This is a genomic window from Mucilaginibacter terrae (genome assembly GCF_031951985.1).
In the GTDB taxonomy this organism is placed as follows: Bacteria; Bacteroidota; Bacteroidia; order Sphingobacteriales; family Sphingobacteriaceae; genus Mucilaginibacter; species Mucilaginibacter terrae_A.
Genome location: NZ_JAVLVU010000001.1, coordinates 3,329,131 through 3,346,663, shown reverse-complemented (window position 1 = coordinate 3,346,663; position 17,533 = coordinate 3,329,131). Strand labels below are relative to the sequence as shown.

The window sequence follows — 17,533 nt, the reverse complement described above, 5'->3', positions numbered from 1 at the left end:
TAACAACATGAATCAAGACACCTTAGACAAACTGCGGAAGATGAAGTTCTTCGGCATGTTCCATGCTTTCAAAAGCAGCGTGGAAACCGGTAAAACGAATGATTATACAGCAGATGAACTGCTGGGCCACCTGGTAGATGCCGAATGGGACGACCGCCAGAACAGGCGCATTGAGCGCACGATCCTATATGCCAAGTTCCGCTATAAAGCCGCTATAGAGGACGTTCACTACCATGCTGAACGAAGTATCGACCGCAACCAGATCATGCGCTTGGCCGAATGTACGTTCATTGACCGCTTTGAAAACATCCTGGTCACTGGCAGCACCGGTATCGGCAAAAGCTACGTGGCTTCAGCTATTGGCCATCAGGCCTGTATCCAGGGCTACCGGGTGTTCTATGCCAGCACGCCCAAGCTGTTTGCCAAACTCAAAATGGCTAAGGCTGATGGCTCGTATATCAAGGAGATCGCTAAACTGGAAAGGACACAACTGCTTATACTGGACGACTTTGGGATACAGCCTTTTGATGCCCAGAGCAGGGCCGCCCTGCTGGAGATCATCGAGGACCGGCACGGTAAGACCTCGCTGATCATTACCTCTCAGCTGCCGGTAAGCAAGTGGTTTGAAGTGATTGGTGAAAAGACAATTGCTGATGCTATCCTGGACCGGATCGTTCACGATGCACACCGGATAGAATTGAAAGGAGAATCGATGAGAAGAAAGCGTACACCAATAACGGCAAACAACCTTGAATAAAAATAACTTTTAAATACCTATTTTTGACAACGCTTCTTAAGCACCCGCTGCACATCTCATGTCAGCAAATTGCCTGGTCAGTTTGGCCTGGAACAAGGTGGTCAACATCTCCATAATATACAGCATACTGTCTAATCTTCTCTGCCTTTTCCCATCTACCTGTATTTGTCAATAACTGTTTAAGGGACGTTCGCTCTTCCCTTTGCCGTCTTTCCCGCTCTACTCGTCGCAGCTGCTCCCGTTCCCGTTCTTCCTGCAAGTATTTAAGTTTTAAGGCATGTTCTTCCTCCTGACCGGCTACCAGTTCAAGCTTCGCCAGAATATTTGCCAGTTGCTCTTCAAGTAAACGCGTTTTGCCGTCAAACCATTCAGCCCTAAGCCGTCCCTCAAGCCTGAACGCGAGTTTTCCGTTAGGATGCCACTCGATGCTTTTGAAAGGGTTGTCGGTTACCGCAACCCTTGATGTCCTTTCCCTGAAAGTCACTTTTAACCGGATTCGTTTAATGACTACATAAGTTCCAGTATCATCATTTGTGATAGTGTGGCCTCTTGCATAGATACATTTGACAAAGGTGTCCATAAAGCGGAGTGCACGGTTGACCTTGGCGGGTGTCACCCTGATGTCCAATTCGCCCTTAGCTGTGACTTCCATCCCCGGGTGCAATCTGTCACGCAGCTTAGCCAGGCTTGCCTTAGCGGCGACAATCATGGGGTGCGGCCTTGTTAATCGTTCAGGAACCCTGAACGGAAGCTGCTGGGCAGATAAGCTCTTCGCGGCCTTGTTAAGCTTCGATGGTGTTTTTACGGCTTGCCCTGCATCTCGCAGTTCCAATCCAAGATAGTCTTTGCCCTTAAACTTTGCAGGTAGCTCGGGTGGCTTCATCTTTTGTCCGGCATAAATCTTCGACCAATAACCCGCGTTCGGAACCGGAATATTCATGCGCAAACATGCCTTTCGAAACCCAACGTCTGAGATCACATATTTCTCAGCGATTTTGGTTATTGGCTGTTGCCATACCAATTCATACATTTCGTGCCGGGTAAGCGTAATCATAAAATAGGTGCAGCATCCCTAAGTTCATCTGAATTAAACTCACCCAGGCTTCGCAGATACTTGAGCGTAACGACAACGGATGAGTGTCCCAACATCTTTTGCAAGAGGTACACGTCTTTACTTCGCCTGAAAACATTGATGGCAGCACTATGCCGGAAAGAGTACAGCGTTTGATTAGGGTAAATCAAACCATGACTTATCAACTCCTTTTTTGCCCGTGACCATTGTCGGCTAAAGTAGCTTTCATTATACGGGATAGATTTACCGCTGAAGATGTTATCATCACGCCTGAGCAGGGATAAGCTACATTCCATTTCAGCCCTTACGTAATCAGGCACGTATACCATCCTGACCCTGCCGCCTTTATTCTCCCGGCCTCCAAGGTGTACCTCCGTAAAGTCTGCCTTAAAGTGCTTACGGGTAAGTAATCTTACTTCTTCGTGCGGTCTGAGCAGGCAACCGTAGGTTAGCAAACAGCATCTATATAGGTTCTTATGAAACGCTTTGATGAAATCGAGCACCGGTTGTAACTGTTCCTTTTCATAAGCTTGATGAAGCTTAGCCTTTATTCTTTGCGGTTCCGTTTTCTTAACCGTCAGCAGGTTGACATCGATAATGCGGGATGCAGAGTTGAATAACACACCCAAATCGCGCCGCTTGTTCATGTAATGGGTAGCTGATGAACTGAACTGTTCCAAAAACTTTTCAATGATAGGTGTTGTCAGCGAGGTAAGTGGCTGGGCACGTCCTTCATCTCCCAGAAACTCCATAAACCTGTTATATAAGCGTGTCAGACTGTTCTTGTGTTTCTTGCTAAGGTCGGAATGTAGTTTTTTATTGAGGGCTTGTTTAAAAAGTATAGCGGTGCAATCAGCAGGTAGTTCAGAACTCATTTATGATGTAACTTATGAAAACGACAAAATATCGGCGCGAAGTTCATCCTCTCGTCACCAGTATCAAACCACTGGCGGTTGTACTTTACATTAATGCAGTTGTTTCGTACATTTACGCTTATTAATACTTTTGGCAATGGCAGACACTACCTTACACCTTGGAAGAAAAATCAGCAGGATCAGAGAACTACGCGGCATGAAACAGGAAACGTTAGCTGCTGAGTTAGGTATCAGCCAACAGGCTGTTTCTAAGATCGAACAAAGTGCAGAGGTGGAGGATTCAGCTTTGGAAAAAATTGCTGCTGTATTGGGTGTTTCATCCGAGGCTATAAAAAATTATAGCGATGAGGCTGTGATTTATAACATTCAAAACAATTATGAAGGTTCAAATAATCATGGAGCAAATGTTGGCCATCAATTCAACTTTAATCCCATTGATAAGTTGATCGAAGTTTATGAGGAAAATAAAAAGCTTTACGAACGCCTTTTAGCTGCCGAAAAGGAGAAAGTCGAATTATTAAAGTCTACTACAAAATAAACTTCATAGTTTATTTAAATGAGCGGCTTGTTCAATGACCAAATATTTATTGTAATCAATGCAAATGCAGCATAGCTCATCCCTCCATCAACTGCAAGTTCTTCTTGACCAAATTGGACTCATTGATTTTCAGTTTAAAAAGAATCGTCAAAAGAATCGTTTCAATATCTTTAACCTTCTTGAAAGAAAATTTGACGAAGTTAACCTCCACTCGAAACTCATTTATGAGTTAATTAATCCTAAGGCTGAACATTGCTTTGGATTAATTTTTCTTGAAAAGCTTTTGGGACAATTCGGGATTCTGGGATTTGAGTTAAATAATGTAAAGGTTCGTAAAGAGTATAAAAAGATAGATATTCTAATTAGTAATAATAAGCAAGCAATTGTAATTGAAAATAAACTTTGGGCACCTGATCAGCCTGAACAACTACAACGTTATTACGACATACTTTTTAATGAGGGCTATAGGGATATAAAGCTCTTCTATTTGTCTATCGACGGAAAAGAGCCTGATGATAACAGCACTGGAAATCTTATTTTGTTGGAATCGTATAAACAGGTCCTCTTTACCGTTTCTTACGAAACAGATATTGACCAATGGTTGGAGTATTGCGTGAAGGAAGCTTACAATCATCCTCCTTTACGGGAAACTCTACTTCAATACAGAAGCTTGGTACAAGAAATTTCCGGTAAAACTATGAACAAAGAAGAAATGGATGAAATAATTGATTTTCTTGCTGAGGGGGACAATGTTTTAAAAGCTAAAAAGATTGCAGAAAACTGGAAGAATGTTAAGTGGTTTACGGAATGGTATTTTTGGCGTGACCTTGAAACCATTATTAATGGAGAGTATGAAGTGCTGGATTATATGAAATATGACAGCAATAAATTGTCAAGTGTTGTTCATAACTCCCGAAACAGAAATCCATGGTATGGGATAATGTTTAGAATAGGTGAGTTCAGCGGTGCCGATGCCCATTTGCTCATCGAACGTAGCTTTAGTGATGTATACTATGGTTTGACGATGATTGTAAATGGTAAGAGGAATTTAAACGAAGACCCCAAGTTTTCTGAGCTTGCGAAAAGAGTGCTTGAGTTTAGTGATTGGGGAGTGGAAGAGTATTGGATCGCTGGCCATTATTGCGAGCCCAAAATAAATTTCGAGAGTTTTTCAAATGATTCAACCCTTAAGCTACTTAATGATGATTTTCGGGCAAAATATTTAAATGATCTTTGGCTGTTAATTAAGCAGTTTGTCATAATGGTTCAGCAGGTTTTAGGCGACTACAATACGCAACCAAACATTACACCGCATTCAAAAAGTTAGCAGCGCATAAAAATCGTCAACGGTATATGAACGGCCATACCTCGTACCTCGGCCTGTCCGCCCTTGACAATTCTTATACTAACTGCTCCCGGCTGTTTAAGTGCTGCAATGCGTTCGTGTGTGAATGAACCGAAATAAATGCCCTATTTCTACATTCTACCGCCGGTTCGTCCGCGCCTTGCGCTCCCTTCGGCGATTTCGCCCGTGGATAGCCTCGTCATCTATGTCGTCGGCGATGTTAATCTCAATACCATTAGAATAAGCAGAGCCGCTATACTCATGATCAGCGGTATAAGTATCAGAAAGATAAGCATCCTGATTTGTTCCCACTGGTCTCTGTGCTGCCTCGATGTCGCTACTTCCAATCTCGTAATTTGTTCTGAAAGTGCCCCCTGAATTGCCTTCGCTTGTTCGTTTTGTAGCCTCAGGCCCCGCATGATATTCAGCATCTCGCTCATCGTTTGAAGCAATAGGGACGATTCTTCCGTCACTTGGTCGCTGCCCACCGGCTCCCGGTTCCGCTCCTCCGGCGGTTTGTAGTTTTTGTGCTGCTCTCGTTCGCTCGCTTCCTTCGCTAACAGCCTTGCCATCTCTACCTTGTTCATAGTTCACTGCCTTTACGATTTCCGACCATTTGAAACGGTTACCCAATGCTTGTCCCTTAACCGCCAAACCATCATAAAAATAAGTGACCCCGCTTACTCGGCCGGTGCTGGCTTGGTTAAACAGAAAGCCGACTCCCATTTCTTCACCACGCTTTATAAATTCCTGCATGGTAAGTTTAGGCTCGTCAAGCAACCTGCTCAATATCTCCTGTAAGACCATCTTTTTCGACGGCTCACCTGTTCGCATCACCATCTCCAGTTCGTCTTTCTTTGCAGCCTTCGTATCGGCAAGCTTGCTGCTTGCAACTTGGGCTAATCCATATTTCTTTTCCAATGTTCTGAGTATCGACTCGCTTCTCTTATAGTTGTTGCTATCCGATACAACCTTTCCGTCAAAGGTGATTCGATTTACCAATAGGTGCATGTGCGGATGGTCTGCGTCATAGTGCCTGAAAATGAGGTATTGGTTGTTGGTAAAGCCCATGCCGTTCAAATAATCATGAGCTATTGCCAAAAGCTTATCATTGTCCAATCCCATTTCCTCTTCTTTAGAAAAATTGAGGCTGGTGTGGTATACATATTTATTCAGGTTCGGCTTTAAGGTTCTTATCCAATCAACTTCCTGTTTGATAAGATGCCTGTCGAGCGAGGCCAAGTTCATATCCAGTAGTTCAGCCCTAAGGCGCTCTTCGGGATGGTTAAGCTTTCGCATGTTATAGCTTAACGCCCCCATGAAACTCTTACCTATCTTTTGACTGGCTATCATGGTTCAATAAAATTTTAATTATCTCCTGCTGCTGCCTGGCTAAGTGTTCCAGAACCATTATCAGCCCCGGCGGTAAGAAACCTGAATTTGCACGTTTGGTGAGCTGGTTCAGATTAACGCCAATCTTTTTCAATTCACGATAGGTATCAATTTCTAACCGTGCTTTTCGAGGTTCCGGGAATCGACCGCTAAAGACCTTTTCCCTGACCAGTATGCTCGGCTGTTTTCCGCAGATACCGGCTAGTTTAATCAGCCGCTTGTTCTCGTCTTTTGTCAGCCTGATAGGGAAGACTACCGAACGTTTTTCCTCACTGTCTTTGAGTGGTCTTGCCATAGGCTTTTTGCCTGTTAAACGAAGTGCAACAGGCAGGCTCCGGGCACCGCCCGGCAAGCCGTTTCGGTATTACCGAAACATGGCTTGCTTCATGCGGCGGACTATATAGGAGGCACCTTAAAGCGGTGCTCGGTTCGCTGTCCTGAAATGCCGGTAGGAGATACGCGCAAAGCTTGATGCTTTGCGCGGGATTTGCCGCCTGTCTGTCCCGCCGGTCGGTACCGAATGCGAAGATGATCCGGTAGCGATTGACGGGTATTTATTTTCAACGGCGCCTATGTTTCTCTCGCGTTGCCTGTCTTTGTTCCTTCGTTGTTAAATCCCCTTTACTTACTTCTTCTTAATGTTGCCTTCCAGTACGGCCTGTATGTCCTCCTGTTTATAATAAATAATGCCGCCAATCTTAGTGTAGCGGAGTGTTCCGTTTACCCGAAGGTTTTGCAGGGTGCCGGGGGAGATGCGGAGCATGTTTTTAACCTGGTAGCTTTTCAGCCACTTGGTATTCTCCTGCGGCCCCTTGCCGCCCAACAATCCCCTGATGTCCACTAATAAAAGCTCGCGGAATTCATGCAGGTCCTCCTTGGTGATAATCTCTGTTGCCATAAAATTACATTTGCTGACGGCAAAACTTACCGTATAATCTTAAAAAACTTGACAACCATTAGGGTAGTACCCTAAAATAAATGTTGTTAAACCTCTAATGCATATCGGTAAATATCGCCTCCATAATAAGTGATTAAATTTTTAACTATTTGTTACAAATTCTTATCACAGCAAAGAAAAGATTAAAACTAATACGCCACCAGTGACAGGGGGGACGAATTTACGTCACCCCAAAAAAGAAAATCAAATTTTTGTTTCGTTTGAAAGCGAAATAATAAAATAATGCTCTGCTGATACAATTAAGTATAAATTGGTTTTAGAAGAAGCGAGCAAAATTTGAGTATTTTTAAAAAAAAGTAGCAATAAGTATCTGATTTTAAATATAGTATATAGCGCGATAGGGCCCCTTATACAAATTTCTGGGTGTCTGAAGTCTTTTACAATCAGAATATGCTTAAAGGTAATTTTGAAATTGAAATAATGATTAATAATGAATTGATTTATTTGAGTGCTTTTGATGGCGTCAATGTGAAACGAAATGGGAAAGGTCTGGTTTTTAATAATCCAACTATAGGGATATTAAAAAGGATTGATAGAAAACTAAAGTGATCCCGGTCATGTTTCAAACTTGTTGGTAATGAAAGAAAGTGCTGATATTCAATAGCAATCAAGATTTAAGTTCAATAATTTTATCAAATTTGGAGGTATTTAAGTACACATCGTTCTATTGTAGCGTAAAATATTACACCTAAAACCTGCCATCCCTACTGAAGCGATACTAATTAAAGTCAAAAACCCGCAAATCACAATGATTTGCGGGTTTTATGTTTTATTTCACCCCAATAAACTCCAATCAATATCAAAGAAGATGTGAGCAATGGCGTGAGTAAATTAAGTGTTTTACATTTACTCGCAAATATAGACTTAACTAATAGTATATTAATTTATTGAGTCATTTATTTGATTCTTTTTGATGGGTTTTATACCTGTTTTTGTGAGTAAAGTTCATCACCTGCAACAATGATTATCAAGTAAAAAATAAAATGAATTGATATGAGGAGAAGTAACAAATTTGGTATTCAGTTTGTAATCAGGCTGTCAAAGCTACAAGAAACCGACCCCGCCACCGTATTTGCGCGTATTTCTGTTAACGGCAGGCGTAAGAATGAGATCGTCAAAAACTATAATGCCTACCATTTCCCCTGCATCAGTAAACCGTTGGGTCTGTGCACTATGAGCATTACTTGGCATCAAACTACCTGAAGGATGATTTTGTGTAAGAATAATACTATGAGCATTCACTTTAAACGCAGCGACAAATATCAATTTGGAGTCAACCAATGCACCAACATTTGTACCGCTGCTTGCATGGTAAATAACAATAAGTTTGTTAGCCCGATTTAATAGCAGTACCTTAAAATCATCGACTAATCCATACGGTTTTCATCCCATTGACTACGCAAAATTGCATGAGCAGATTCAGCACTATTAACCAGCGGCATATCTTTCGCGGCTACCTCCCGTTTCTAAAGTAGTTCGATTTCCTTAGCGATGAATATGCTCCACATGATCTAAGAATCTCAAATTATAAAAGGTCATCCTTTTGCCGTCTCCCTCCAATTTAATAACTTAGTACCTAATGAAACCTGTCACTCATACATGGGCTTTAATGTTGCTGATAATTGTCGCCCTAACAAGCTGTAAAGAATTCATCGAACCCGATATCAGCGACAAGCAGGTTAAACTAAATGCCCCGGCAAACAATTTTCAAAGCAAAAGCTATACCGTCAATTTTTGGTGGGACGAAACCGAAGATGCCCGGAATTACCGGTTGCAAATTGTTTCACCAGGCTTTGAACAGCCCACCCAATTGGTTGCCGACACTTTAGTTAGTGGCAATAAGTTCAGCCTCAATTTAGTTCCCGGTGATTACGAATGGCGGGTTAGAGCAGAGAACAACGGCTATCAAACAGCGTACAGCCAGCCGCTAAAGTTTCAGGTAGTATTCTCGTCACTTAAACAGCAAACTACAACGTTGGTATCACCGGCTAATAATCAGCTATCCAATCAAGCTAATATCAGCTTTAATTGGAATAGCCTTTACGGTGCCACCAAATACCGTTTACAGGTAGACTCGGATAACTTTGCGGGTGCAACAGTGATGTATGAACAGGTTACCCCGGCATTACAAGCAGGTTTCACCGTTCCTAAAGACCGTAGTTTTCAATGGCGTGTACGTGCCGAAAACGACACCGCACAAGCACAATGGTCGGGCATCAATAGCATTACTATTGACCGCACTTCACCGCCTGTTGTAACATTGGCAAACCCTGCCAATAGTGCCATAGTCACTTCACCGGTCAGCCTGCAATGGAATGTGGCATCAACCGCAGTAAGGTACAAGCTAACGGTTTTAAAAAGTGACCAAACTACGCCGTATAATAACAGCTTTCCGATGCTGTTAACGGCTACAAGTTACTCCTTTACCTCAGGAGTAACGGGCGATAGGATATACTGGAGAGTAACTGCAATAGATGCTGCCGGTAATGAAAGTGCCGCAAGTGAATTGAGAAGTTTTGATATTCAGTAATATGGCGGCAGGTAAGAATAAAGCAACGGTTTATTTCCTGGGAGCGCTCCTGGTTATTATATGGGGGACCATATTTTACCGGGTTTACGACGCCTTGCAGGGAGACGACGATATGGTTATCCCGCAAACCAGCGCCCCTGTAAAAAAGGAAGTGATGAATGACAGGGCAATAGTAAAGGATACGGCTACATTGAAATTAAACTATCGCAACCCGTTTGCAACAGCAGAACATAAGGCATCGGCAACAGATACATCGGTTATTTCGGTAAGTAAACTTATAAAGCCGGTGCAAACAGCACAAGGTTTTAACCGGAGTGTAATAACCGGGCCGGCAGCAATTAACTGGAGTTTTATACAGTTTACCGGTTATATCCGCAACCCACGCACAAAAAAGCTGTTGGCATTGGTAACCATTAACGGCAAACCACAAATGCTGAGCGAAGGCGAGACAGCCGGGGCGGTAAAACTGTTAAAAAACTACAAGGATTCAATTAAAGTTTCCTATCAAAACCACACCAAATACATTCAGGTAAGTTCGGGCTCATGAAAAGATTATTGATTTTATTATTATGGATTCCGTTTGTAGCCACTGCTCAAAAACAAATGGATTACGACCCTGATAAAATCAGGATAACAGAACCTGACAAAACCATTATAGCCCACACTACTACTGATAAAGCTGATGCTAATTACCGCGACCGTTTATACTATTGGTACGGCAGTAATACAATACATCAAACCCAGGGTAGTTTTAGCGGTAAACTGTTAAATGGGCAATACCAGGAATTTTACCCCAATAAGAACCTGCACGAACAGGGGAAGTTCAAAAAAGGTTTGAAACACGGCGTGTGGCAAAGTTGGAATGAGCAAGGCGGACTGAAAGAACATACAACTTGGAAGGAAGGCCAGAAAGCAGGCTATTTTGAATTGTTCAATAATAACGGACAGCTGTTAAAAAGTGGAACCTATAAAAACAACGTCTTGAATGGTAAAATCAGCAATTATAAAGGGACCGATTCGGTTCAAACCGTAAAATATAAAGCCGGAAAACTAGTTATTGCTGACACATCAAAGACCTCGCTTTGGCAACGGGTAAAACATTTCAGGTTCAAAAAGAAAAAAAACGTTCAGGCAACCCGCTAAACTATATGTTACGTGCTTCAGCCTTGCATATGGTTATTGTAATCGCATTGGTAATTGCGGTTATTTGTTCATCGCTTATCACGGCGGCATATTTTTATCGCTTACAATATCAGAAAACCGTACGCTACCATCAACTGGAAGATAACCTGAGTTCGGCCATTAATATGATAACGGTTGGGGCAATAACGCCATCGCAAAAATTCAGCCTATTCAATACAGTGAACGATACCGTTTTAGTGGAACGACGCGAATGGGGCCTGTTTGATATCGGTATTGCAAGGGCGTTCATACAAAGTGACACCATTAGGAAAGCTTTTTCGATTGCTTCACTTCCAGATTCAGCCAAACAATCGGCGCTTTATATCATTGATGAAGACCGGAATATATCGGTAAGCGGTAAAACCGAAATCAGGGGAACAGCATATTTGCCAAAAGCCGGTATTAAACAAGCCTATGTGAATAGCCAGGCTTACCAGGGCGATAGCCGTTTGGTGATAGGAGAAAAAAAGGTAAGCGGACGGGAACTTCCCGAACTTAATACTCTATTCTTGAAAAGGATAGAAGCTGGGCTTAAGCCCACCAATAAAAATGACAGCATAGGAAGTATTAACGAAATGCTAACCCGGTCGTTTTTAAAGGAGACACTGCACGTGAACGCAGGTAAACAGGTTATAACCCTTTCAACTGCGCTGTGGGGCAATATTATAATTCATTCCGACACCTTGCTGGTCATAGATAGCACAGCGAAATTCGATAACATACTGATTTTTGCCAAGGCTATTAAGGTAAGTAGTGGCTTCAAAGGTAACTGCCAGTTATTTGCATCCGATTCCATCTCAGTAGGAGCGAATTGCCGGTTCAATTATCCATCGGTATTAGCGGTGGCAGGGTTTGATGCTACACCAAAAGGACAAAGGAAACTTGCCATCGGGCATCATACTCAAATCAACGGTGTTTTATTAGTATACGAAAAAGCCAAGACGGAACTGCTGCCCGTTATAATGATGGACAAGCAAAGTGAGGTGAAGGGGCAAATCTACTGTAACGGCCTGATCAATTACCAGGACGGAACGGAGATTAAAGGAAGTGTGTATACAAAACGGTTTTTATACCAAACCGGCTACACCCGGTACGAAAACTATCTGATTAATATCAGGATCAACAGGCCCGCGTTGTCAAAATATTATTTGAGTAGTTGTATTTTTCCGTCTGTACCGACCAATCAATTTGTATTACAATGGCTCAATTAAAATGGAAACATAAATTTGACGGGTCTACGGTAGTGGAGGTTATTGTGGCTATGGTAATTATTATGATTGTTTTGGGATTGGGGCTTACTATTTATTCGAATGTAATGCGGCAATCAATCCCTGCCAGGCAAATCAGGGCAAGAATGATTGTGAAAAAGGTGTTTATGTCAGCTCAACTACAGCCTGAAGTAACAAACGAGCAGTCCTTTGGTAGCTGGCATGCGCGATATGAAGCCAGTCCTTACAGGCACAATGAAAAGCTTTTAGAAGTTCAGGTAGTGGTAAGCGATGAAAACGGGAATCGTATAACAGAAAGCAGGCAACTGGTGATAAATAAGCAAAGCAAATGAAGGGAAAGTTAAATGCATTTACCATCATGGAGTTAACGGTCGCTATGCTTATTTCGGCTATTGTAGTGGCCGTTGCTTATACCGCGTTGGTACTCATGGGAAATGTGTACCGTAATTACCATACCCACCAAACTGAGCTTGCTGTAATTATGCGATTAGACCAGCTTCTGCGCCGGGATTTCACAAGGAGTGATGCTGCCTTTTTATATAACGACAGTATGCACTTTACTGTAGATAGCCAGCAAATAAGCTATGCTTTTGCTGCGGATAAAATTATTCGAAAAAGCCTGATAACCGATACTTTTAAATTGGAAGGAAATAAGCCTGTATATTTGTTGGAGGGCAATGTATTACAGGTAACAAAAGATACCGCAGTGATTGACGAAATGCATTTTGAAATCCGCTATCAAAAAAACGAACTGCCGTATCATTATAAGAAAGTATTCAGTTCTACCCAATTATTTCGTTAAGTTACCCGAGTATGCCAAGCATCGACATCAGCAATTACAAAACAAAGAAAAAGGCTTCCGCACAAAAGCCCGGGCAGGACGGGAACCGTGTGCTGGAGCTTTTGAATCGCGATATTAGCTTTGGCAGTAAGGAACTGAGTGATAAAAAGAAAGAATACCTGTACCTGGAATTAGGTTCATTGTTGCAGGCCGGTATAAATTTGAAAAGTAGTTTTGAACTCATATTGGCCGACCAGAAGAAGCCGAAAGATAAGATAATGTTTGAGAGCATACAAAAGGCCGTACTTAGCGGAACCACATTTTCAAATGCGTTGCGCCAAAGCGGGAAGTTTTCCTTATACGAAGTGTACAGTTTGCAAATTGGCGAGGAAACCGGAAAGCTAACCGAGGTTTTGCAGGATTTGGCAACGTTTTATAAAAACAAAATAAAACAGCGGCGTAAGATAGTCTCTTCGCTGACTTACCCAACCATTGTTATGGCTTCTTCATTGGGGGCTGTGCTTTTTATGCTGAAATTTATCGTACCGATGTTTGGCGAAGTTTTTCAACGCTTTGGTGGCGAATTACCCTGGATTACCCAAAAAATTATCGACATCTCTCAAAGCTTCGAGCACAACTTTTCAAAATTCTTAGTTGTAGTAATTGCCATCGGTATAGCGTTGTATACCCAGCGTAAAACAGAGCGTTACCGTAAGTTCTCCACCTTACTACTGCTACGTGTACCTGTAGCGGGTGAATTGGTGAAGAAAATATATCTCGCCCGCTTTTGCAATGCCATGCGCTTGTTAATCAGTTCCAAGCTGCCCTTATTACGCGCAATTATTTTGACCCGGGAAATGATAGGTTTTTACCCAGTAGAACATTCATTGAAATCTATTGAACGGGATATTATGAAGGGCAAAACCTTTTATCAGAGCCTGGAACAATTTGATATTTATCCCGCCAAAATGATTCAATTAGTGAAAGTAGGAGAGGAAACCAATCAACTGGATTACTTTTTCGGGCGTATATCTGAACAGTATATCGACGAAGTAGAGTATCGTACCGGTACATTAAGCAGCATGATGGAACCACTCATTATTATCTTTTTGGGACTTGTAGTAGGCGTTATCCTGGTGTCGATGTACCTGCCATTATTCCAGATGAGTAACAGCTTCCAATAAGGAAATCAGATTTTTCGTTCGAGGTATAAATAGAAACGAAGCGATTTTCGTGTGCCTGTGCTCGTAGGTTGGCTAATCAGGGAATATTGCGCACCCCGTACACGCCCGATGCCTGATGCCGCTTGTATACGGTTATAAAAACGCGTAAAGTTAAAAAAGTCCCCTTCAAACCCCAGCTTCTGCACCTCGTATATACCAGTACGATGATTGGGCTGGTTCTCAGTACCCGGCATTTCTATAACTCGAATATTTTCAGCGTCGGCCAACCTGGCTACCGTCGATAACACATGGTTGCGGTAAGTAGTACTGTCGGCAGTGTACAGGGCAGTGATGGCTTCAATATTTTTGAATTTACGTTCCATGTATGCCGGGTTGTAACTCATATTGTTGCTGTTAGCCCGCTTGCCGCTAAGCTCCCGGTTAAGTTTCCAGGCGGAATAGGTTTTTGAGAATGCAGCCCATACACTCAACACGGTAAGGATGCCTGTGACTGCTGCCAAGAGATGAGAACGTTTAATTGTCGGTGCATTATTCATATTAATAAGCAATTAGAATGTGAAACACACCGGTATTTTCTTGGTTGTTGTAAGTATAATGCTTCAATTGGGCGTCCTTTACCCATGACTGGCTTTTAATCCGTTCGAGCCATTCATTAACCAGTACAATTTTTTGAGTCGTTCCGGTAACACTTATTTTTCGCTGCAAAAATCTGATTTTTTGCTCATGCCCTTCGCGGGAGCGGTCAACTGGACTAACGGCAAGGTCTGTCCACTGAATATCTGGGGGTAAAAGCTGGGCTATCCTGTCTACCAGCACACTTTGGTTGATGTTGTCTTCCCAGCCGAGACTATCCAGCAAAGCCTCGCTTTTTTTAATCTGGCGCGACAGAGAATCAAGGTCTTTGGAGGAATGCTCGGTTTGCATGTTTTTTAAAGCGAGTTCCTCGTTTTGTGTGGTATAATTGGTAAAAAGGAAAGAGTTGATCAATAATAATACAAATAGCACTCCAAGTGTGAGTACACTGAACACTATAATTTTCCGGTCATTCAGGGCGGCTTTTAATCGTAATGATACTGACGGTATGTCCGCCTCAATCATATCCAGGTTGCCCGCCAACATTAATTGAAATGCCGCTGCGTATGGCAATAGCAACTGCTCATCCAGTTTTTCATTTTCAATTTTAATGGGAAAATCGGCAGTGTAGGCTTTGTCGTATTTATAGTTTAGCAAATTCCCCTGTGCATCACGTTCAACGCGGTGCCCGTCAAATTGCAGAGCGCTCTCATAAACATTGAGTTGGGAAAAGGTATGTTTTACTACAAAAGGTCCAAGTGAAAGGCTGAGTATCTCCAATCCGGCGGCATCGAACTCTTTCAGCCACCGCTCGGCATCGCTTTTACGAATGATGGATACAAAGTTTTGCTCGCCCTCGGTCACCTGTTGTACATAAAACTCCTCCCAATTGGCATTCGGGATAACCTTACTAAAGGAGGATGTTGTGATTTCTTCAGTGCCGTATAATATCTTAGTTAAAACACCTTTCCCCGATATATTGAGGGCAACGGGAATTTTTGCCGATAACCCTTCATTAAGCTGACCGACTGAAGTTTTATCTTTTATCTTCCGGGTGATTTCAAGTTCGCTTCCTTTAACTTTTATCGAGAGTGCATTGAACACGGTTTGCCCCTCATTGTCAGTAAAGACATTCATCCCGTGAATTTCGTTTATCCGGAAATATGACTTCAACATAGCGATAGCTTAACGAATAATAGTGGGTTTGATAAACACCACGGTAACTACTTTGCTTTTGGTTTTACTGCGGCTGCTAAAGAGCCATTTCAGTACCGGGATGCGTGAAAGTAAGGGTATACCCGAACCGTTCTCGCTGCTTTCATTGCGTTCTATGCCACCCAATACAATCATGTCATCGGTATGGACCCGCAAAATTGATTCAAATTTACTGTTGGATGTTGGCGGAGGGGCGTTATTGGGTGGATTGCCAATGAAGTCGGATATGTCAACCTTGATTTTTAAGGTCACCTGTTCATCGCCCGATACAATAGGGGTTACACCAATGGCAAGGTTTGCTTCAACCTCTTTATACTGATTGGTGAAAATACTGGTTGGATTGGATAGTGACGGAATTACGTTTTGGCTTTTAATTTCGTAGTAACGTTTCTGGCCAATACTAAATACCGCAGGATGCCCGTTTAGTGTAGACAGTTTTGGCACAGACCGAACTTCAACATTATCGCTAGTTTCGAGCGCAGAAAGTGTTGCATAAAAATTAGGGGTAACACGGCCAAGGTTGGTGGAGGTGATTTTGCCTATTTTATTAAGGAAATCGTTAATAGACCTGGAGCCGAACGTGTAATCAATGCCCGGCAATACCGTTCCCCCGGTTTTTACACTATCTGATATACCTGCTTTTAAGCCGGTAGAAGTGGTTCTTGTTTTACGTATATCGAGCAAAGTGACTTCTATTAGTACCATTGGTACCAATAAGTCAATTTGTTTAACAAGTGACTCAATTTCGGCAATCTGAGGTTTAGAACCCGATAACAATAAAGTATTTTGTTCCCTGAATTCTTTGATTTCTACACCGCGTTTCCATTCGGTAGGTATCATGGCCAGCACCGTGTCGATAGCCCGGTTTTGCAATTGAATCACTTTATTCACCCGCAAGCCTTCCAACTTTCGTTCGCCAACGAGGTAAATACCGTTATCCTGGTTAAAGGTATATTCCGTTCCTTTGAATAAAGCGCTCAGGAACGTTTCGTAGGTTAAATCAGTAATATGCATGCTGACTGTTCCTTTCAAATCAGAATACAGAAAATAGTTTTTCCCGGTTTCGAGCGAGGCCGATTTTACCATATCAAGTATCGACGCATTCGACGCATCAGCCGAAATCAACTTTTGCCCACCCGCAACTGTACGCACATTTAAGCCGGTATGCCCCACAGTGGTATTGGCAGGTTTAAACGTACGGCGGACCGCCGTATTACGGTCGCCGTTAATGTAAAGCTGCTCGCCTTCTTCTAATCCTTGAAAGAGGTAAAAATTATCGCTGGTCTTCTGTAACTTAAGTTCGTTGGTGAAAGCCAGTTTTTCCAGGGCGTCGTCGAACGGCGCATTATTGATAAAAGCGGTCACCCGTTTGCTTTGAAGTGCCATGGGTACCACCACATTTTTTCCGGAAACCTGAGTGATTTTCTTGGCTACTGACGTCAGGGAATCATTACTTAATTCCAGGCTCAACGTGTTGCTCAGCTGATTATATCGCGCGTTAATGGGTTTCAGCGAGGGGGCTTTTGAAGCAGCCGGGTCCTGATAGGCTGTAACCTGCAAAATGGAGCCAACCGGAGTAATATCCAGATTGTATTGTTTGGCTAAAAATACCAGTATGTTAAGAGCCGTTACATTGTTAAAGCTATTATTAACCTTGAAATTCAGTTTAGGGTCAACACTGATGCTCAACCCGTTGGATTTACTCAATGCATAAAGAAAGTCCTGAACGGATGCGCCACTGATGGAAAGCTGAACGGCATCGTTTAAGCCGGGAACACTTACCGATAGTTTTTCGAGCTTTTGCTGCAATAATTCAATCCTGTCCTGCTGCGCTCTTAAAAGGAGCGGACAAAAAATGATGGCAATAAATGTGATAAGTCGTTTAGCAAATAAAGCCATTGG

20 protein-coding genes are annotated in these 17,533 nt (G+C 42.6%); 11 read left to right on the top strand and 9 right to left on the bottom strand.

Annotated features, from left to right (window positions below):
* Window positions 1–7 precede the first annotated feature (7 nt).
* Window positions 8–757 (top strand): IS21-like element helper ATPase IstB, encoded by a 750-nt coding sequence (gene istB / locus QE417_RS14140; protein WP_376717529.1) that lies wholly within the window; start codon window positions 8–10, stop codon window positions 755–757.
* Between the two features lie 61 nt (window positions 758–818).
* On the opposite strand, the gene QE417_RS14135 is transcribed toward istB, so the two are convergent.
* A complete protein-coding gene (locus QE417_RS14135) occupies window positions 819–1,811 on the bottom strand; it encodes a hypothetical protein (protein WP_311951054.1) in 993 nt (330 codons plus the stop codon).
* Window positions 1,808–2,704, bottom strand: a complete 897-nt coding sequence (locus QE417_RS14130) for a tyrosine-type recombinase/integrase (protein WP_311951052.1) — start codon at window positions 2,702–2,704, stop codon at window positions 1,808–1,810. Before QE417_RS14130 ends, QE417_RS14135 begins: the two co-directional genes overlap by 4 nt.
* 136 nt (window positions 2,705–2,840) lie before the next feature.
* Between QE417_RS14130 and QE417_RS14125 the strand changes: the two genes are divergently transcribed.
* Together QE417_RS14125 and QE417_RS14120 are read left to right on the top strand one after the other, a co-directional pair.
* The gene (locus QE417_RS14125) at window positions 2,841–3,242 is read left to right on the top strand and encodes a helix-turn-helix domain-containing protein (protein ID WP_311951050.1); all 402 of its coding nucleotides are present in this window, start codon (window positions 2,841–2,843) and stop codon (window positions 3,240–3,242) included.
* A 58-nt stretch (window positions 3,243–3,300) separates the two neighbouring features.
* Window positions 3,301–4,569 (top strand): PD-(D/E)XK nuclease family protein, encoded by a 1,269-nt coding sequence (locus QE417_RS14120; RefSeq protein ID WP_311951048.1) that lies wholly within the window; start codon window positions 3,301–3,303, stop codon window positions 4,567–4,569.
* A gap of 156 nt (window positions 4,570–4,725) precedes the next feature.
* Here the strand turns inward: QE417_RS14120 and QE417_RS14115 are convergent, their stop codons facing one another.
* From QE417_RS14115 to QE417_RS14105, 3 genes are all read right to left on the bottom strand, one after another.
* Complete coding sequence (locus QE417_RS14115; RefSeq protein ID WP_311951047.1) at window positions 4,726–5,940, bottom strand: relaxase/mobilization nuclease domain-containing protein; 1,215 nt, start codon at window positions 5,938–5,940, stop codon at window positions 4,726–4,728.
* Entirely contained in the window at window positions 5,915–6,274 is a 360-nt protein-coding gene (locus QE417_RS14110; RefSeq protein ID WP_311951046.1) for a MobC family plasmid mobilization relaxosome protein, read from the bottom strand. The genes QE417_RS14115 and QE417_RS14110 overlap by 26 nt, the downstream gene beginning before the upstream one ends.
* Before the next feature lie 330 nt (window positions 6,275–6,604).
* The gene (locus QE417_RS14105; protein WP_311951045.1) at window positions 6,605–6,877 is read right to left on the bottom strand and encodes a helix-turn-helix domain-containing protein; all 273 of its coding nucleotides are present in this window, start codon (window positions 6,875–6,877) and stop codon (window positions 6,605–6,607) included.
* Window positions 6,878–7,327: 450 nt separating this feature from the next.
* Between QE417_RS14105 and QE417_RS14100 the strand changes: the two genes are divergently transcribed.
* Window positions 7,328–7,486: a hypothetical protein gene (locus QE417_RS14100; protein ID WP_311951044.1), complete on the top strand. Its 159-nt coding sequence runs from the start codon at window positions 7,328–7,330 to the stop codon at window positions 7,484–7,486.
* A 495-nt stretch (window positions 7,487–7,981) separates the two neighbouring features.
* Here QE417_RS14100 and QE417_RS23670 read toward each other — a convergent pair whose 3' ends face one another.
* Complete coding sequence (locus QE417_RS23670) at window positions 7,982–8,254, bottom strand: JAB domain-containing protein (protein ID WP_376717548.1); 273 nt, start codon at window positions 8,252–8,254, stop codon at window positions 7,982–7,984.
* A 262-nt stretch (window positions 8,255–8,516) separates the two neighbouring features.
* On the opposite strand from QE417_RS23670, the gene QE417_RS14090 reads away from it, so the two are divergent.
* From QE417_RS14090 to QE417_RS14060, 7 genes are read left to right on the top strand one after another with little or no spacing between them, the layout of a single operon-like run.
* A complete protein-coding gene (locus QE417_RS14090; RefSeq protein ID WP_311951040.1) occupies window positions 8,517–9,467 on the top strand; it encodes a hypothetical protein in 951 nt (316 codons plus the stop codon).
* Entirely contained in the window at window positions 9,454–10,014 is a 561-nt protein-coding gene (locus QE417_RS14085) for a hypothetical protein (protein WP_311951038.1), read from the top strand. Before QE417_RS14090 ends, QE417_RS14085 begins: the two co-directional genes overlap by 14 nt.
* Complete coding sequence (locus QE417_RS14080; RefSeq protein ID WP_311951036.1) at window positions 10,011–10,610, top strand: toxin-antitoxin system YwqK family antitoxin; 600 nt, start codon at window positions 10,011–10,013, stop codon at window positions 10,608–10,610. Before QE417_RS14085 ends, QE417_RS14080 begins: the two co-directional genes overlap by 4 nt.
* A gap of 5 nt (window positions 10,611–10,615) precedes the next feature.
* Window positions 10,616–11,860 (top strand): hypothetical protein, encoded by a 1,245-nt coding sequence (locus QE417_RS14075; RefSeq protein WP_311951035.1) that lies wholly within the window; start codon window positions 10,616–10,618, stop codon window positions 11,858–11,860.
* Window positions 11,848–12,210 (top strand): type II secretion system protein, encoded by a 363-nt coding sequence (locus QE417_RS14070; RefSeq protein ID WP_311951033.1) that lies wholly within the window; start codon window positions 11,848–11,850, stop codon window positions 12,208–12,210. The genes QE417_RS14075 and QE417_RS14070 overlap by 13 nt, the downstream gene beginning before the upstream one ends.
* Window positions 12,207–12,680: a PulJ/GspJ family protein gene (locus QE417_RS14065; protein ID WP_311951031.1), complete on the top strand. Its 474-nt coding sequence runs from the start codon at window positions 12,207–12,209 to the stop codon at window positions 12,678–12,680. Before QE417_RS14070 ends, QE417_RS14065 begins: the two co-directional genes overlap by 4 nt.
* Window positions 12,681–12,691: 11 nt before the next feature.
* Window positions 12,692–13,843, top strand: a complete 1,152-nt coding sequence (locus QE417_RS14060; protein WP_311951030.1) for a type II secretion system F family protein — start codon at window positions 12,692–12,694, stop codon at window positions 13,841–13,843.
* 5 nt (window positions 13,844–13,848) lie between these two features.
* Here the strand turns inward: QE417_RS14060 and QE417_RS14055 are convergent, their stop codons facing one another.
* Genes QE417_RS14055 through QE417_RS14045 form a run of 3 tightly spaced genes read right to left on the bottom strand, consistent with a single transcriptional unit; the run spans window position 13,849 to window position 17,530 of the window.
* Entirely contained in the window at window positions 13,849–14,343 is a 495-nt protein-coding gene (locus QE417_RS14055; protein ID WP_311951028.1) for a hypothetical protein, read from the bottom strand.
* Window positions 14,344–14,380: 37 nt separating this feature from the next.
* Window positions 14,381–15,592, bottom strand: coding sequence for a hypothetical protein (locus QE417_RS14050; RefSeq protein ID WP_311951026.1), 1,212 nt, complete (start codon window positions 15,590–15,592; stop codon window positions 14,381–14,383).
* A gap of 9 nt (window positions 15,593–15,601) precedes the next feature.
* Window positions 15,602–17,530, bottom strand: coding sequence for a type II secretion system protein GspD (locus tag QE417_RS14045; RefSeq protein WP_311951024.1), 1,929 nt, complete (start codon window positions 17,528–17,530; stop codon window positions 15,602–15,604).
* Between the last annotated feature and the right edge of the window lie 3 nt (window positions 17,531–17,533).

Coding starts and splice junctions, on each gene's coding strand:
- QE417_RS14090 (WP_311951040.1), top strand. CDS start 8,517: ATGAAACCTGTCACTCATACATGGGCTTTAATGTTGCTGATAATTGTC.
- QE417_RS14045 (WP_311951024.1), bottom strand. CDS start 17,530: ATGGCTTTATTTGCTAAACGACTTATCACATTTATTGCCATCATTTTT.
- QE417_RS14105 (WP_311951045.1), bottom strand. CDS start 6,877: ATGGCAACAGAGATTATCACCAAGGAGGACCTGCATGAATTCCGCGAG.
- QE417_RS14120 (WP_311951048.1), top strand. CDS start 3,301: ATGCAAATGCAGCATAGCTCATCCCTCCATCAACTGCAAGTTCTTCTT.
- QE417_RS14050 (WP_311951026.1), bottom strand. CDS start 15,592: ATGTTGAAGTCATATTTCCGGATAAACGAAATTCACGGGATGAATGTC.
- QE417_RS14110 (WP_311951046.1), bottom strand. CDS start 6,274: ATGGCAAGACCACTCAAAGACAGTGAGGAAAAACGTTCGGTAGTCTTC.
- QE417_RS14115 (WP_311951047.1), bottom strand. CDS start 5,940: ATGATAGCCAGTCAAAAGATAGGTAAGAGTTTCATGGGGGCGTTAAGC.
- QE417_RS14130 (WP_311951052.1), bottom strand. CDS start 2,704: ATGAGTTCTGAACTACCTGCTGATTGCACCGCTATACTTTTTAAACAA.
- QE417_RS14100 (WP_311951044.1), top strand. CDS start 7,328: ATGCTTAAAGGTAATTTTGAAATTGAAATAATGATTAATAATGAATTG.
- QE417_RS14075 (WP_311951035.1), top strand. CDS start 10,616: ATGTTACGTGCTTCAGCCTTGCATATGGTTATTGTAATCGCATTGGTA.
- QE417_RS14065 (WP_311951031.1), top strand. CDS start 12,207: ATGAAGGGAAAGTTAAATGCATTTACCATCATGGAGTTAACGGTCGCT.
- QE417_RS14080 (WP_311951036.1), top strand. CDS start 10,011: ATGAAAAGATTATTGATTTTATTATTATGGATTCCGTTTGTAGCCACT.
- istB (WP_376717529.1), top strand. CDS start 8: ATGAATCAAGACACCTTAGACAAACTGCGGAAGATGAAGTTCTTCGGC.
- QE417_RS14135 (WP_311951054.1), bottom strand. CDS start 1,811: ATGATTACGCTTACCCGGCACGAAATGTATGAATTGGTATGGCAACAG.
- QE417_RS14070 (WP_311951033.1), top strand. CDS start 11,848: ATGGCTCAATTAAAATGGAAACATAAATTTGACGGGTCTACGGTAGTG.
- QE417_RS14125 (WP_311951050.1), top strand. CDS start 2,841: ATGGCAGACACTACCTTACACCTTGGAAGAAAAATCAGCAGGATCAGA.
- QE417_RS14060 (WP_311951030.1), top strand. CDS start 12,692: ATGCCAAGCATCGACATCAGCAATTACAAAACAAAGAAAAAGGCTTCC.